This window comes from Litoribaculum gwangyangense (assembly GCF_039543505.1).
Taxonomy (GTDB): Bacteria; Bacteroidota; Bacteroidia; order Flavobacteriales; family Flavobacteriaceae; genus Litoribaculum; species Litoribaculum gwangyangense.
Genome location: NZ_BAABJW010000005.1, coordinates 66,125 through 79,749 on the forward strand (window position 1 = coordinate 66,125; position 13,625 = coordinate 79,749).

15 protein-coding genes are annotated in these 13,625 nt (G+C 32.2%); 6 read left to right on the top strand and 9 right to left on the bottom strand.

Annotated elements, in window-relative coordinates; translation table 11 throughout:
• Nucleotides 1-24 precede the first annotated feature (24 nt).
• On the top strand, nt 25-1,350 hold the full coding sequence (mtaB, locus tag ABD963_RS13960; RefSeq protein ID WP_345277843.1) for a tRNA (N(6)-L-threonylcarbamoyladenosine(37)-C(2))-methylthiotransferase MtaB: 1,326 nt from the start codon (nt 25-27) through the stop codon (nt 1,348-1,350).
• A gap of 57 nt (nt 1,351-1,407) precedes the next feature.
• Here the strand turns inward: mtaB and ABD963_RS13965 are convergent, their stop codons facing one another.
• The gene (locus ABD963_RS13965; RefSeq protein WP_345277845.1) at nt 1,408-1,704 is read right to left on the bottom strand and encodes an N-acetyltransferase; all 297 of its coding nucleotides are present in this window, start codon (nt 1,702-1,704) and stop codon (nt 1,408-1,410) included.
• A gap of 174 nt (nt 1,705-1,878) precedes the next feature.
• Between ABD963_RS13965 and ABD963_RS13970 the strand changes: the two genes are divergently transcribed.
• From ABD963_RS13970 to cls, 3 genes are read left to right on the top strand one after another with little or no spacing between them, the layout of a single operon-like run.
• A complete protein-coding gene (locus ABD963_RS13970; RefSeq protein WP_345278258.1) occupies nt 1,879-2,544 on the top strand; it encodes an alpha/beta hydrolase family protein in 666 nt (221 codons plus the stop codon).
• A gap of 37 nt (nt 2,545-2,581) precedes the next feature.
• Complete coding sequence (locus ABD963_RS13975; protein ID WP_345277847.1) at nt 2,582-3,502, top strand: lytic transglycosylase domain-containing protein; 921 nt, start codon at nt 2,582-2,584, stop codon at nt 3,500-3,502.
• A 13-nt stretch (nt 3,503-3,515) separates the two neighbouring features.
• Nucleotides 3,516-4,973, top strand: a complete 1,458-nt coding sequence (cls, locus tag ABD963_RS13980; RefSeq protein WP_345277849.1) for a cardiolipin synthase — start codon at nt 3,516-3,518, stop codon at nt 4,971-4,973.
• Here cls and ABD963_RS13985 read toward each other — a convergent pair.
• Complete coding sequence (locus ABD963_RS13985; protein ID WP_345277851.1) at nt 4,970-5,545, bottom strand: DUF2892 domain-containing protein; 576 nt, start codon at nt 5,543-5,545, stop codon at nt 4,970-4,972. The genes cls and ABD963_RS13985 overlap by 4 nt on opposite strands.
• Before the next feature lie 295 nt (nt 5,546-5,840).
• Here ABD963_RS13985 and rpmH point away from each other — a divergent pair, with 295 nt between their 5' ends.
• Both rpmH and carB read left to right on the top strand, forming a co-directional pair.
• The gene (rpmH, locus tag ABD963_RS13990) at nt 5,841-6,002 is read left to right on the top strand and encodes a 50S ribosomal protein L34 (RefSeq protein WP_188651059.1); all 162 of its coding nucleotides are present in this window, start codon (nt 5,841-5,843) and stop codon (nt 6,000-6,002) included.
• Between the two features lie 113 nt (nt 6,003-6,115).
• A complete protein-coding gene (carB, locus tag ABD963_RS13995; protein WP_345277854.1) occupies nt 6,116-8,971 on the top strand; it encodes a carbamoyl-phosphate synthase large subunit in 2,856 nt (951 codons plus the stop codon).
• Nucleotides 8,972-9,003: 32 nt separating this feature from the next.
• On the opposite strand, the gene ABD963_RS14000 is transcribed toward carB, so the two are convergent.
• From ABD963_RS14000 to ABD963_RS14030, 7 genes are all read right to left on the bottom strand, one after another.
• Entirely contained in the window at nt 9,004-9,555 is a 552-nt protein-coding gene (locus ABD963_RS14000) for a YceI family protein (protein WP_345277856.1), read from the bottom strand.
• A gap of 18 nt (nt 9,556-9,573) precedes the next feature.
• Nucleotides 9,574-9,948 (bottom strand): hypothetical protein, encoded by a 375-nt coding sequence (locus tag ABD963_RS14005; protein WP_345277858.1) that lies wholly within the window; start codon nt 9,946-9,948, stop codon nt 9,574-9,576.
• 31 nt (nt 9,949-9,979) lie between these two features.
• A complete protein-coding gene (locus tag ABD963_RS14010) occupies nt 9,980-10,825 on the bottom strand; it encodes a DUF5777 family beta-barrel protein (RefSeq protein WP_345277860.1) in 846 nt (281 codons plus the stop codon).
• Nucleotides 10,826-10,834: 9 nt separating this feature from the next.
• Nucleotides 10,835-11,443 (bottom strand): T9SS type A sorting domain-containing protein, encoded by a 609-nt coding sequence (locus ABD963_RS14015; RefSeq protein WP_345277862.1) that lies wholly within the window; start codon nt 11,441-11,443, stop codon nt 10,835-10,837.
• An 18-nt stretch (nt 11,444-11,461) separates the two neighbouring features.
• Complete coding sequence (locus ABD963_RS14020; protein WP_345277864.1) at nt 11,462-11,854, bottom strand: OB-fold protein; 393 nt, start codon at nt 11,852-11,854, stop codon at nt 11,462-11,464.
• 129 nt (nt 11,855-11,983) lie between these two features.
• Nucleotides 11,984-12,463 (bottom strand): hypothetical protein, encoded by a 480-nt coding sequence (locus ABD963_RS14025; protein ID WP_345277866.1) that lies wholly within the window; start codon nt 12,461-12,463, stop codon nt 11,984-11,986.
• A 23-nt stretch (nt 12,464-12,486) separates the two neighbouring features.
• Nucleotides 12,487-13,560 (bottom strand): hypothetical protein, encoded by a 1,074-nt coding sequence (locus ABD963_RS14030; protein WP_345277868.1) that lies wholly within the window; start codon nt 13,558-13,560, stop codon nt 12,487-12,489.
• Nucleotides 13,561-13,625 lie beyond the last annotated feature (65 nt).

Sequence of the window (13,625 nt, forward strand, 5' to 3'; positions counted from 1 at the left end):
GTAACCATGGAAATGAAAAAAGTAATGAATAAAAAAGTCGCATTTTATACGCTAGGTTGTAAACTTAATTTTTCAGAAACCTCAACCATAGCCCGAAATTTTAAAAATGAAGGTTTTAGTCGTGTGGATTTTTCCGAGAATGCCGATATCTATGTGATTAACACTTGTTCGGTTACCGAAAATGCTGACAAACGGTTTAAAACTATTGTAAAGCAAGCACAAAAAACAAATCCTGATGCTTTTGTGGTGGCTGTAGGTTGTTATGCCCAATTAAAACCTCAGGAATTAGCCGATGTTAATGGTGTAGATTTAGTTTTAGGCGCCACCGAAAAATTTAAAATCACCGATTATATAAATGACCTTTCAAAAAATGATTTTGGTCAAGTTTACTCTTGCGATATTGAAGAAGCTGATTTTTATGTGGGTAGTTACTCTACAGGAGACAGAACTCGAGCCTTTTTAAAAGTTCAGGATGGTTGTGATTATAAATGTACCTATTGTACCATTCCTCTAGCGAGGGGTATTTCACGTAGTGATACCATGCAGAATGTAATTAAAAATGCCAAAGAAATTTCAGAGCAAAACATTAAAGAAATAGTTTTAACAGGCGTAAATATTGGAGATTACGGTAAAGGAGAATTTGGTAACAAAAAGCATGAACACTCGTTTTTGGATTTAGTGACCGAGCTTGATAAAGTTGAAGGGATAGAACGCTTGCGAATTTCATCCATTGAGCCAAATTTACTTAAAAACGAAACTATTAGTCTGGTATCAAAATCTAGAGCATTTGTGCCACATTTCCATGTCCCTTTACAAAGCGGAAGTAACGATATTCTTAAAAAAATGAAGCGTCGTTATATGCGTGAATTGTATGTTGATAGGGTTAAAAAAATAAAAGAGGTGATGCCTGATGCTTGTATTGGGGTTGATGTGATTGTTGGTTTTCCCGGTGAAACAGATGAACATTTTCTGGAAACCTATGAATTTTTAAATGAACTAGATATTTCATATTTGCATGTGTTTACTTATTCAGAGCGCGATAACACTGAAGCAGCAAAAATGAATGATATTGTACCTAAAAAGATAAGAAGTAAGCGTAGTAAAATGCTACGAGGATTATCGGTTAAAAAACGTCGTGCGTTTTACGAAAGCCAAATTGGAAATTCTAGAACTGTTTTGTTTGAAAGTGAAAATAAGGAAGGATATATTCATGGATTTACTGAAAACTACGTTAAAGTAAAAGCACCTTGGAATCCTGAATTAGTTAACACTGTGCATGAAGTTGAACTCACAGAAATTGATGTGGATGGTCTGGTTCGGTTTGAGTTCAAAAAAGAATTAGCATCATAAAAAATCCGAAAACGTTTTAAAGTTCTCGGATTTTATAAATTTATTTTAGGTTCTATACTATATTCTAACCCCTACAGGAAGCATACGTTTGTATTTTCTATTGCTTCTAACAAATTTTGCTATTTCAGGACTAGTGGGAACAATGCTTAAGTTTCTTTCATTAATCTGCTCAAAAACGGCGGCTAAAAATTCTTTTTTAAAATCCTCATCCTTTATTTCATCTGGAATAATTAGTTTGGTTAAAAAAATCTTTCGTTCCTGCAAAGAGTATTCAATTTTTGCTAAATGGTCATCAATTTTTAATTCAAATTGTCGTAAAAAATCGTTGTCAATAAGTTCAGCTGCATCAACCATGGTTTAATTTTTAGATTTATTTGGAATCTTAAAATAGTGAAGACTATTTTATATAAGTTTGTGATGCAAAAGTACAAAAAAAATTGTTACTAATTATTAATTTTCACCTTAATCTATTCTAAAATAAACTATTAGCAAAATAGTTTTATAAGTCCAGTCAATAAGTTTAAAATGATAAACAAAGAAAAGATACATGTTTATTTAATGCCAGGAATGGCTGCTAGCCCAAAAATATTTGAAAATATTAAATTGCCTGAGGACCAGTTTGAAATACATTTATTAGAGTGGGTGCTTCCCTTGGAAAATGAATTACTAAGTGATTATGCTTCAAGGATGTGTAAATATATTAATCACGACAAGGTGGTTTTACTTGGAGTGTCTTTTGGAGGGGTTTTAGTTCAAGAAATGTGTCAATTCATTAATGTTAAAAAACTCATTATTGTATCTAGTGTTAAAACGAAGCAAGAGCTACCAAAGCGAATGTTAATTGCAAAAGCCACTAAAGCTTACAAATTAATACCAACCCAATTGGCTGGTAATATAGATGTTTTTGCCAAATACGCTTTTGGAAGCAATGTCACTAAACGACTGGAGTTGTATAAAAAATATTTGTCCGTTAATAATCCAAAATACTTAGATTGGGCAATTGAAAATATGGTTTGTTGGAATCAAGAAACTTACAATCCAGATATTGTTCATATCCATGGCGATAATGACCCTGTTTTTCCCATAAAAAATATATCAAATTGTATTACAATTAAGGGCGGAACACACATCATGATTATTAATAAATACAAGTGGTTTAATGAAAACTTACCAAAAATTATTTTAGATCACTAAGCGATTTTTTTCATATATTTAGCAAAACTTTATAAAGATGAAGATGATACAAAAAGCATTAGCATTTGTAGGATTATTAAGTTTATGCGCCCTTTTTATTTACGCCCTACAAGATGCCCCAACTGATGAGAATTTTGAAAAAAAATTAATTAACGATTACAACGTTTATGCTATACAAGTTCCGGAAAATTTAGATTTTGCAGGAGAGCCCATGCCTTTAAAAAATCCAGATATTTTGGAGCGTATGGACAGAGAATTATTAGTGAATACCTATTGGCAATCTAATGGTTTATTAATGTTCAAACGTGCCAAAAAATATTTTCCAATTATTGAGCCTATACTTGCTAAGCACAAAATCCCTGATGATTTTAAATATCTGGCTGTTATTGAAAGTGGTTTAACAAATGCCGTTTCACCAGCTGGAGCTCGTGGTGTTTGGCAAATAATGCCTGCTACAGGTAGAGAAAATGGGCTGGAAGTAAACGACAATGTAGATGAACGGTATCATTTGGAAAAAGCTACGGAGGTTGCTTGCAAATATTTATTGAAATCAAAACAAGAGTTGGGCTCATGGACGCTTGCTGCCGCGGCATACAATGCGGGTAATGCAGGTATTTCTAACCGATTAAAAGAGCAAAATGTGACCGATTATTATGATTTGCTATTGGGCGAAGAAACAGGTCGTTATTTATTCAGAATTGTTGCACTAAAGGAAATTTTATCGCACCCAGCTAAATACGGTTTTAATTTTAGGGAAAAAGATTTGTACAATAATATCCCCACCTATAAGGTAGTAGTAGATACTGCAGTTACAGATTTTTCAAAATTTGCTCAAAATTTTAATATCAATTATAAAATTTTAAAACTTCATAATCCTTGGTTACGAGAGCCCCATTTAAATAACAGATCCAGAAAACCATACTACATAGAAATTCCTAAAGAAGGCATTTATCAATAATTATTATCGATAAATGCTCGAATTTATAAAAGAATATTTCTGGACAATACTTGTCATAGTAAATTATTTAATTGCCATTTCTGTGGTAATTACAGTCATATTAAAAAATATAAATCCTACAAAAACACTATCCTATATTATAGTTTTAGTGTTTTTTCCTTTTTTGGGGATAGTTGTTTACTATTTGTTTGGACAGGAATATCGAAAAACTAAAATCTTCAATAGAAAATTCATTCTCAATAAAAAGGTTGTTAAATCCATACACAAAGAATTAGAGTTTAATGAAAGAGAATTAAAAAAAGTAGACCAATATTTGGACGAGAAAGTAAGACTAGTCAAATTACTTCATAATAATGAAAACGCGCCATTAACTTTGAATAATCATTTAAGATTACTTAAAAATGGCGATATAAAATTCAAATATTTCCTTGAAGATATCTCATCAGCAATACACCATATCCATTTAGAATATTACATCATTAAAGATGATGATATAAGCACCAAAATTCTAAATCTATTATGTGATAAAGCGATAGAGGGTGTTGAAGTTAGACTTATTTATGATGATGTAGGTAGCAATATTTCTAAAAAAATGAAGACTAAGTTGACCAAATCAGGTGTCAAACATTTTCCATTTATGCCCGTTTTGTTCTCCAGTTTTACTGGAAAAATGAATTATAGAAACCACAGAAAAATTGCAGTTGTTGACGGTTATATAGGCTTTGTTGGTGGTATTAATATAAGTGACGAATATTTAAATTCAAATAGCAAGAAAGGTTTTTGGAGAGACACTCATTTAAGAATAGAGGGTGATGCCGTTAAGTCCTTGCAAATTCATTTTTTAACAACTTGGACGTTTGTTTCCAATGAAAAGCCAAATATCTATAAGTCTTATTTCCCCGATGTAAAGAAGAAAAAAAATCAAGTAGCTTTGCAAATGGCAGCTAGCGGTCCCGATACAGATTGGGCTAACATCATGGAAGTTGTTCTAACCGCTATTATAACTGCAAATGATTATGTATATATAACTACGCCTTATTTTGTGCCCAATGATGAAATGATTGTTGCATTACAAATTGCAGCAAAAAGTGGTGTGGATGTTAGATTGATTATTCCACAAAAATCAGATTCTTGGATTGTAAAATATGCGTCTAACTCCTATTTAGATGCTTTGTTTAGAGCCGGTGTAAAAGTTTATAAGTACCATAAAGGGTTTGTTCATGCTAAAACCATGGTTGTTGACAATATTTTTTCAACGGTAGGAACTTCTAATATGGATTACAGGAGTTTTAATATCAATTTTGAAATCAATACTTTGATTTATGATAAAGAAAACAGCAAACTTTTAAAGCAACATTTTTTAGAAGATTTGAAAGATAGTATTCAAGTAGATTACAATCAATATTTGAAACGCTCAAAGTTTGATAAACTTAAAGAATCTTACTGTAGGCTATGGTCACCTTTAATTTAGCGCCCTCTTTTTTGAGCTCTTAACGAACCACCAGTACCATAATGTTGGTTTGGTATTTGAGCACGCTTCATGTTTTCCTTCATCATTTTAATCTGGTCGGTAAGCATGCCTTGTTTATCAAGCTTTGTGGCTTCGGTAAGTAATTTTTGGGCTTCTTGCTTTCTACGTTTAGAAAATGCAATGCCTGCTAAATTTAATTTGGCCATCGCTAAATCGTGATCCATAGATAACCCCAATGAAACGGCTTTTTTAAAATATTTTTCTGCTTCATTCATATTGGTTTGAGATACCATAATACCATGTAAATAATTGTAATATCCTTGTTGTTTGGTAACCAAAGCAGATTCAGGATTTTTTATTTTATCAAGCCATTTTTTTGCACCTTCAAAATCTTGTTTTCTAAGTCTTAAAAAAGCCAACAGAATAAATTCATTTTTAAAATAAAGGAATATAAAAATCAAGGATAGTAAAATAAGCATAATACCATTTCCAATATAACCTTCTGTAAATTGATAAACAGCATAAGCGATAATGCCCAGAGCTATAATAAGTTTTATAATTTTATTGTACATATGAATAATTTGTAATAAAAAAACTGATGGTTTTGTGTAAAAATGAACTCAATAAAGTATTTATGGGTACAAAGAAACTAAATTTTTATGAAAAATTAGCTATAGATTTTTGATTAAAAAATAAGATTATCCTCAATAAATAAAGGTGTACAATGGGTTTTTCATTCCATAAAAAAATTAAAAAATATTTTTTGAAAAATGATTTGCAAAGTAATAAAGGCTTTGTATATTTGCCCTCGGTTTTAAGAAAGCCCATAGTTATAAAATTTCAATACAGAATTAAAGATACACGATAATGAGTAAAAGAACATTTCAGCCTTCTAAAAGAAAGAGAAGAAACAAACATGGTTTCAGAGAAAGAATGGCTTCTGCTAATGGAAGAAAAGTCTTAGCACGTAGAAGAGCTAAAGGAAGAAAAAGATTATCTGTGTCATCTGAAGCTAGACATAAGAAATAATGATTAACAATTGTTCATAATTAAAAGGTGTTACTTAAGTGTAACGCCTTTTTTTATATCTATTGATTGCTATTTTTGTAACGAATTATAATAAAACCTATTAACCATTTAAAATGCCTAAAAACCCTAAACTTAAATCGATATTAATTATTGGCTCAGGTCCTATAGTTATTGGACAAGCATGTGAATTTGATTATTCTGGATCTCAAGCTTTAAGGTCGCTAAGAGAAGATGGAATTGAAACTGTTCTCATCAATTCCAACCCAGCAACTATTATGACTGATCCTTCCATGGCAGACCATGTGTATTTATTACCTCTTACAACAAAGTCAATCATTAAAATCTTAAAAGAGCATCCACAAATTGACGCTGTTTTACCTACTATGGGTGGACAAACGGCATTGAATTTGTGTATTGAAGCAGATGAGAAAGGTATTTGGGAAGATTATGGTGTAGAATTAATAGGTGTAGATATTAACGCCATCAATATTACCGAGGATAGGGAGAAATTCAGGGAATTAATGGGTAAAATAGGTGTAGATATGGCCCCACAGGCCACAGCAACATCTTTTTTAAAAGGCAAAGAGATTGCGCAAGATTTTGGTTTTCCATTATGTATTAGAGCTTCCTACACTTTAGGAGGCGCCGGAGCAGCTATTGTTCATGACGAAGCAGACTATGACAAGTTATTGCGTTTAGGATTGGAAGTATCTCCCATACATGAGGTTATGATTGATAAAGCCATGATTGGCTGGAAGGAGTATGAATTGGAGTTGTTACGTGATAAAAACGACAATGTAGTTATCATTTGTTCGATAGAGAATATGGATCCCATGGGAATTCACACAGGAGATTCCATTACAGTAGCACCAGCTATGACATTAAGTGATAGAACGTATCAAAGAATGCGAGACATGGCCATTAAAATGATGCGAAGCATTGGTGATTTTGAAGGTGGATGTAACGTGCAGTTTGCTGTAAGCCCAGATGAAAAAGAAGATATTATTGCTATCGAAATTAATCCGCGTGTATCTCGTTCATCGGCATTAGCAAGCAAGGCTACAGGTTATCCTATTGCTAAAATTGCCACCAAACTAGCCATAGGTTATACTTTGGATGAGTTAAGTAATCAGATCACAAAATCAACATCAGCTTTATTTGAGCCTACTTTAGATTACGTAATCGTAAAAATACCTCGTTGGAATTTCGATAAGTTTGAAGGCTCTGATAGAACTTTAGGTTTACAAATGAAAGCTGTGGGAGAGGTTATGGGAATAGGACGTTCCTTCCAAGAAGCTTTGCATAAAGCAACTCAATCTTTAGAAATTAAAAGAAATGGGCTAGGTGCAGATGGGAAAGGTTACAAAGATTATAGTCAAATCATTGATAAACTAACAAATGCTAGTTGGGATCGTGTGTTTGCCATTTTTGATGCTATAGAAATTGGAATTCCGTTGAGTCAAATTTATGATATCACTAAGATAGATATGTGGTATTTAAAGCAGTATGAAGAGTTATTCCAACTCCAAAAAGAGATATCTAAATATACCATTGATAACATAGATAGAGATTTGTTGCTTGAAGCCAAGCAAAAGGGTTATGGTGATCGTCAAATAGCTCACATGTTGGGATGCCTAGAAAGTCAGGTTTATAATAAAAGAGATGAATTTAATATCCAGCGTGTTTTTAAATTAGTTGATACCTGTGCTGCTGAATTTGAGGCAAAAACGCCTTATTACTATTCTACTTTCGAAAGCGAAATGGAAACCGCCGATGGTCAACGTTTTTCGCATAATGAAAGTGTAGTAACCGATAAAAAGAAAATCGTAGTTTTAGGTTCTGGACCCAATAGAATTGGCCAGGGTATTGAGTTTGATTATTGTTGTGTGCATGGTGTTTTAGCTGCCGCAGAATGTGGATATGAAACCATCATGATAAACTGTAATCCTGAAACCGTTTCAACAGATTTTGATATCGCAGATAAATTATACTTCGAACCTATATTTTGGGAACATATTTATGATATTATCCGTCATGAAAAACCAGAAGGCGTTATTGTGCAGTTAGGTGGACAAACCGCTCTAAAATTAGCTGAAAAGCTTACTAAATATGGTATAAAAATTATTGGAACTAGTTTTGAATCACTTGATTTAGCCGAGGATAGAGGTAGTTTCTCAAAATTATTGAAAGAGAATAACATTCCTTACCCTGAATTTGGTGTTGCTGAAAATGCTGATGAAGCCCTAGCTCTTGCTGATGAATTGGACTTTCCTATACTAGTTAGACCATCTTATGTTTTGGGTGGACAAGGCATGAAAATTGTTATCAATAAGGAAGAATTAGTGGAACATGTGGTTGATTTGTTGCGTAAAATTCCAAACAATAAATTATTGTTAGATCACTATTTGGATGGTGCCATAGAAGCCGAGGCTGACGCTATTTGTGATGCCGATGGAAATGTATATATCATCGGTATTATGGAACATATAGAACCCTGTGGTGTTCACTCAGGAGATTCCAATGCTACGTTACCAGCCTTCAATTTAGGCGATTTGGTTATGCAGCAAATTATTGATCATACCCATACCATAGCCAGAGCGTTGCATACCGTTGGATTGATTAATATCCAATTTGCGATTAAAGATGATACGGTATTTATCATTGAAGCGAATCCAAGAGCCTCCAGAACAGTGCCTTTTATTGCAAAAGCTTATAAGGAACCTTATGTTAACTATGCCACTAAAGTGATGTTGGGAGCAAAAAAGGTAACGGACTTTAAATTCAATCCTCAATTAGAGGGTTATGCTATCAAACAACCTGTGTTTTCTTTTAATAAATTCCCTAATGTAGATAAGCGTTTAGGACCTGAAATGAAAAGTACAGGAGAAAGTATTTTGTTTATAGACAGTTTGAAAGACGACGAGTTTTATGAGCTCTATTCTCGAAGAAAAATGTATTTGAGTAAATAAAATAAGAAAGCCGCTAATAAAAGCGGCTTTTTTCACTTGGACGTAAGGTTAAAAGCGAACCAAACATTAACACTTTCTGAAACTTTGTTCTGGACGATTTTGGGAATCTTTATATCAAAATCGGATGTATTTGTCTTGAAGTTTCCAATAAGAGAAACGGTATCATCAGTTTTTGTAACTTTTAAATCAAAAACTTCAATTTTTTTTGTTTTTCCATGAAAATTCAATTCACCTGTAATTTTGAAATCAGATATTGTTTTTAAGGCTTCTAAGGAGAAGTTGTTTATTTTTCCTTTAAAAGTGGCTTTTGGATACGTGTCAGATTCGGCATAATTCTCATTAAAATGTTCTTCCATTAAAGCGTTTTTAAAGCGAAATCCTTTTACCAGAATCAAGGCAGCAAACTCACCATTTTCAGTATTTAAAATAGCAGTTACAGCCTCGTTTTTAGCTTTAACTTCTTCAAATGAAGGAACTGAGGCTTCAAAATTCACAATACCAGTTTTAGTCAAAAACTTGGTTTGTGAAAATATATTCAGACTAAAAATAAGTAGTCCAAAAATTACCAATTTTTTCATTTTCATGTTTTTAACTTAAAAGATTTAATTCTCCAATAAGCCATCTGTTACCCATTGCTGAACCAAATCCCTATTAGTTTGTGACATTAAACCTCCAACAGGCATTGGATTTGAAGTACTGTTTATTCTTGCAATTAAGGACCTATTTTGTACAGCATTCACAACTTGGGCATATGTTGTTAAGGACATTGGGGCACCATTCGATGTTGGGCTACCATGGCATGATGTACAGAAACTGGACATGATAGATTTTATATTGCCATTGTACGTTACTTTACCAGAAGGGTTTGGATTAGGGTCAGGATTTGGAGTTGGCGAAAGGTCGTCATTGCTGTCGCTAGAGCAACTATAGATTAGACCTATTAAAGAAAAACATAAGAATAGATTTTTAAAACTCATAACATGTATATTAAATTAAACTTTTTTTAAATTAAAACCTTCTACTCAGATTAAATCCAAAATAGAAATCCCCATCTCCCCAATCACCTTCTGCCTGCCCAAGAAAACCATTTGTGTTCATTGCTTGTGCATTAGAGAAATGCAATTGAAAAACATGTCCACCAGTTTCTAAATCAAAACCAATAGATAATGGATTTTTATATGGGGATGTTTCAGCACGATTAAGATGTAATCCATAATCTAAATTAATGGACCAACGTTTGCCCAATTTGTGTCTACCTCCAAGGCCTAAAGCGAACTGGGAATTGTCTTGTTCATCAATAGATACAAAATTGTCATGAAAAAATGTAGGAGCTAACTGTAATGTTAAATCTGAATTAAATTTTCTGGAAATTAATACTTGTGCCGTATAGCCCAAACGATTTTTAAACTCCAATAAAGGTAAGTCAACTTTATCTAGTGCAGTATTGATTACTAGGGCATTGAAGCCAACTATAGTAAAAGGGAACCCATTTTCTTTTTGATGAAATATTCTATATTTTGTTGTAATATCATAGATTTTTAGATAAGAACTTCTTGAAACACCTATGTTGAAACCATCCGAGATTCCATATACGAATTGCAATCTGGTAACAGCATTATCCAAACCAAAAAAATCGTCAATACCATTTTTAACTGTTCCAAATCTGTGCGAAACAATGAAAGTGAGTTCTTTTTTTGCTACTAATTTGGTAGATTCAAAATTCACAATTTTAAGGCCTTTAAAGGCAGCGGTTGCATATTGGTTTACTAAAGAATCTGAATCAATTTCGCTTAATAAATCGTCTTGGGAAAAGATTAAGATTGGAAATAATAATAATAAGTATATAGATTTCATAAACTGGTTTTAGAGTTTTATAAATCGTTTTGAAAAACTGGATTCTTCAGATGTTATTTTTAAAAAAAACATACCTTGATTTAGATTTGATATGTCAATAGTATTTACAGAAGTTTTGGTTTTAAAAACTTCCTGCCCTAACAAATCATGTATAGCAATAGTTTTTAAGTTTAATGCCTTTGGTAACTTTAAAGAAATTTCAGTTGAAGCCGGATTAGGAAAGAGCGAAAAGTTTTCGAGGGACAAATCATCAATGCCTAAAGTGCCTTCGCTAACAACGGTAATGGCTCCAAACATTATACTTGAGTGAGGTTGACATATAAAATTGGTAGTGCCCAATTGGTTAAAAGTAAAACTAAAATTTACTCCATTAGTATTAGTAGTAGATCCACTGTTAAAACTTTCGGTACCTCCAGTTGAAGCGACATTATGAAAACCACCATCATACCACCTCCATTCTACGGTATCGCCTACTTCAATGGTTCTATTGGTATTGGCAGCACCAGAAGCATTTGGAGTTGAATTAAACCCCCATTCAATTGTTATGGTTTGTGTTGTCTGTGCATTTGAGCTTATGGACAAGACTATGAGTGTAATAAAAAGTAATTCTTTTTTCATATTTTTAATTTTGAAAGATTATTTAACAAAACATTGGTCTAATTTAATTTCAGATAATAAGTCATCAAAGCCTATGAATCTTCCTTTTATTTTCAAAAGTGAATTGTTTTCAACTACTGTTTTAATTTCATTTGAAAATTGACAAAAAACAATGTGGTCTAGAGTAATAGTAGTAGGGGTTTTTTCAGAAATGGTACCAGTGACCTCAATGGTTTTGTTAAGATATTTTTTCTCAGATTGTGTTGGGTTTATTGAAAATTCGTTTAAAATTTCTTCTGAGGTCAAGGAGAATTCTACTTCTTCGGTTTTAATATCTCTATGATTTTTGTATGTGTAGTTATATATAACGATAGCCAACGCCAATAAAATGAATGAGAATGATAAAATAAAAAGCGGAATTTTTCTTTTCATTGTAATTTAAATTTAAATACTGCTTCAGTTCTTAAGAACTGAAGCAGATTTGAGCTAGTCATTTAAGGATTAACAAACCAACCAAAAATGAATGAAATTTTTCTTTTTCATCAAAGGATTTCTACTAGCCTAATTTTTTTCAAAGGTTAGGGTGTCCGTACCACCATTACCTCCGCTAACATGTATTAATTCTATTTTTGTTGCACTTCTATCTAATATTTCCCAATCCTCAGTTAAATCGTCATTAAACATAGCTGGCGCAGAAAAGAATATATTAAAATCAATATCATTACTACTAACGCTATCATCATTACTGCTATCATCATCTGTAACTGACCAAGTTCCATTGACAGTTTCGCTACCATTACTTGCGGTCAAAGTTCCATCGGAATTGAACGTGAAGCTATAACCAATATAATGGTTTGTTTCGTCTACTCCAGAGTCAAAGAAACTGGTTATTTCCCAACTGCCACTTTGAACGGTGTTTTTGATATCATTTATTTCTAGACTGTTATCGATTGGGTTAATATCATCATCAGATGAACATGTAGTAGACATCAGTGATAAAAATAACATCATAAATAATACATAAACAAATTTTCTTTTCATAACATAGATTTTAAGGGTTAATTTTAATTACAATCATTTTTATATCTTAATCGATCATTATCTCCAACTCTAAAATCTATCTTAGAATCGGAATATTTTGATATTTCATGCAATATCCAATCATTATTACAATACGGTAAATCTTGAATATAGATGGTTACATTAATGTTATTTCCTGTTCCACTTGCAGTCCAAGTGCCGTAATCTGTTCCTCCAGAATAAGTAACGCTTACTATTCCGTCATTGGAAAAATTGAATATATAACCGTCATAAACATTGTCATAATCGTTTCCGTAGCGTTCTAATTTATCTACAACCCAATCAGAGCAATTGGTTAAATAGTAGGTTAAATCTTGAGTGTTGCAATCATTACAATCATCATCATTATAATCGTAGTCATCATCTTCATCGCAATAGTCTTTGTAATTGTTAATGGTGCTCTCCAGTTCATATAAATCATTAATTACTATTTCTGTACCATCCAATAAATTTACAATTAATGGAAACACAATACTAACCAGGTCAAAACTATCTAGGTTCTTGATAAAATGATATAAATTGCTATCCGAATTAATAGTTACATTATCAATTATTTCGTTATTAGTATTATATATATAGGCAGATATAGGGTATCTAAAATCCAAACACTCTATATCATCATCAATTTCATTTTCACCATTACAGTTATTGGAATATGAGGATAATTCAGTGTTATTATTAATGGTTATTTCTGTGTAGTCATAAAGAATAATTTGGATAGGATAGTTTATTAAAATTGTATCATTATCATCATCGGAATCATCAAAAATATGCTCTACCGTTTTTAAATCTTCTTCAGAATTTATGGTAAGTTCTTCACCGTTTACAGTAGCAGTAATAGGTAATTTTACAGTGAAGCAATTAGCAAAATCAATTATATTATCTTTTGAACCATCATAAGTTGATGTTTTTTGCATTAAACTTGCAATTGTAGAAGACACCGTTAATACATCTTCAGGAGGTGTTTCAATGAATTCAGTTTCCTCGGTTCTACAAGAAGTTATAACGAATAGGATAAGGAAATTAAAAGACAATATTTTTTTTAATGGTGTTTTCATTAAAATATATCTATCAACTCTAGCGTTTTATTCTAAAACAACTTCATCTTAAAAACTCCTGAAAC

Bases quoted from the DNA above. Each gene is read 5' to 3' on its own strand.
- mtaB (WP_345277843.1), top strand. From the start codon at position 25: ATGAATAAAAAAGTCGCATTTTATACGCTAGGTTGTAAACTTAATTTT.
- ABD963_RS13965 (WP_345277845.1), bottom strand. From the start codon at position 1,704: ATGGTTGATGCAGCTGAACTTATTGACAACGATTTTTTACGACAATTT.
- ABD963_RS13975 (WP_345277847.1), top strand. From the start codon at position 2,582: ATGAAGATGATACAAAAAGCATTAGCATTTGTAGGATTATTAAGTTTA.
- cls (WP_345277849.1), top strand. From the start codon at position 3,516: ATGCTCGAATTTATAAAAGAATATTTCTGGACAATACTTGTCATAGTA.
- ABD963_RS13985 (WP_345277851.1), bottom strand. From the start codon at position 5,545: ATGTACAATAAAATTATAAAACTTATTATAGCTCTGGGCATTATCGCT.
- rpmH (WP_188651059.1), top strand. From the start codon at position 5,841: ATGAGTAAAAGAACATTTCAGCCTTCTAAAAGAAAGAGAAGAAACAAA.
- carB (WP_345277854.1), top strand. From the start codon at position 6,116: ATGCCTAAAAACCCTAAACTTAAATCGATATTAATTATTGGCTCAGGT.
- ABD963_RS14000 (WP_345277856.1), bottom strand. From the start codon at position 9,555: ATGAAAATGAAAAAATTGGTAATTTTTGGACTACTTATTTTTAGTCTG.
- ABD963_RS14005 (WP_345277858.1), bottom strand. From the start codon at position 9,948: ATGAGTTTTAAAAATCTATTCTTATGTTTTTCTTTAATAGGTCTAATC.
- ABD963_RS14010 (WP_345277860.1), bottom strand. From the start codon at position 10,825: ATGAAATCTATATACTTATTATTATTATTTCCAATCTTAATCTTTTCC.
- ABD963_RS14015 (WP_345277862.1), bottom strand. From the start codon at position 11,443: ATGAAAAAAGAATTACTTTTTATTACACTCATAGTCTTGTCCATAAGC.
- ABD963_RS14020 (WP_345277864.1), bottom strand. From the start codon at position 11,854: ATGAAAAGAAAAATTCCGCTTTTTATTTTATCATTCTCATTCATTTTA.
- ABD963_RS14025 (WP_345277866.1), bottom strand. From the start codon at position 12,463: ATGAAAAGAAAATTTGTTTATGTATTATTTATGATGTTATTTTTATCA.
- ABD963_RS14030 (WP_345277868.1), bottom strand. From the start codon at position 13,560: ATGAAAACACCATTAAAAAAAATATTGTCTTTTAATTTCCTTATCCTA.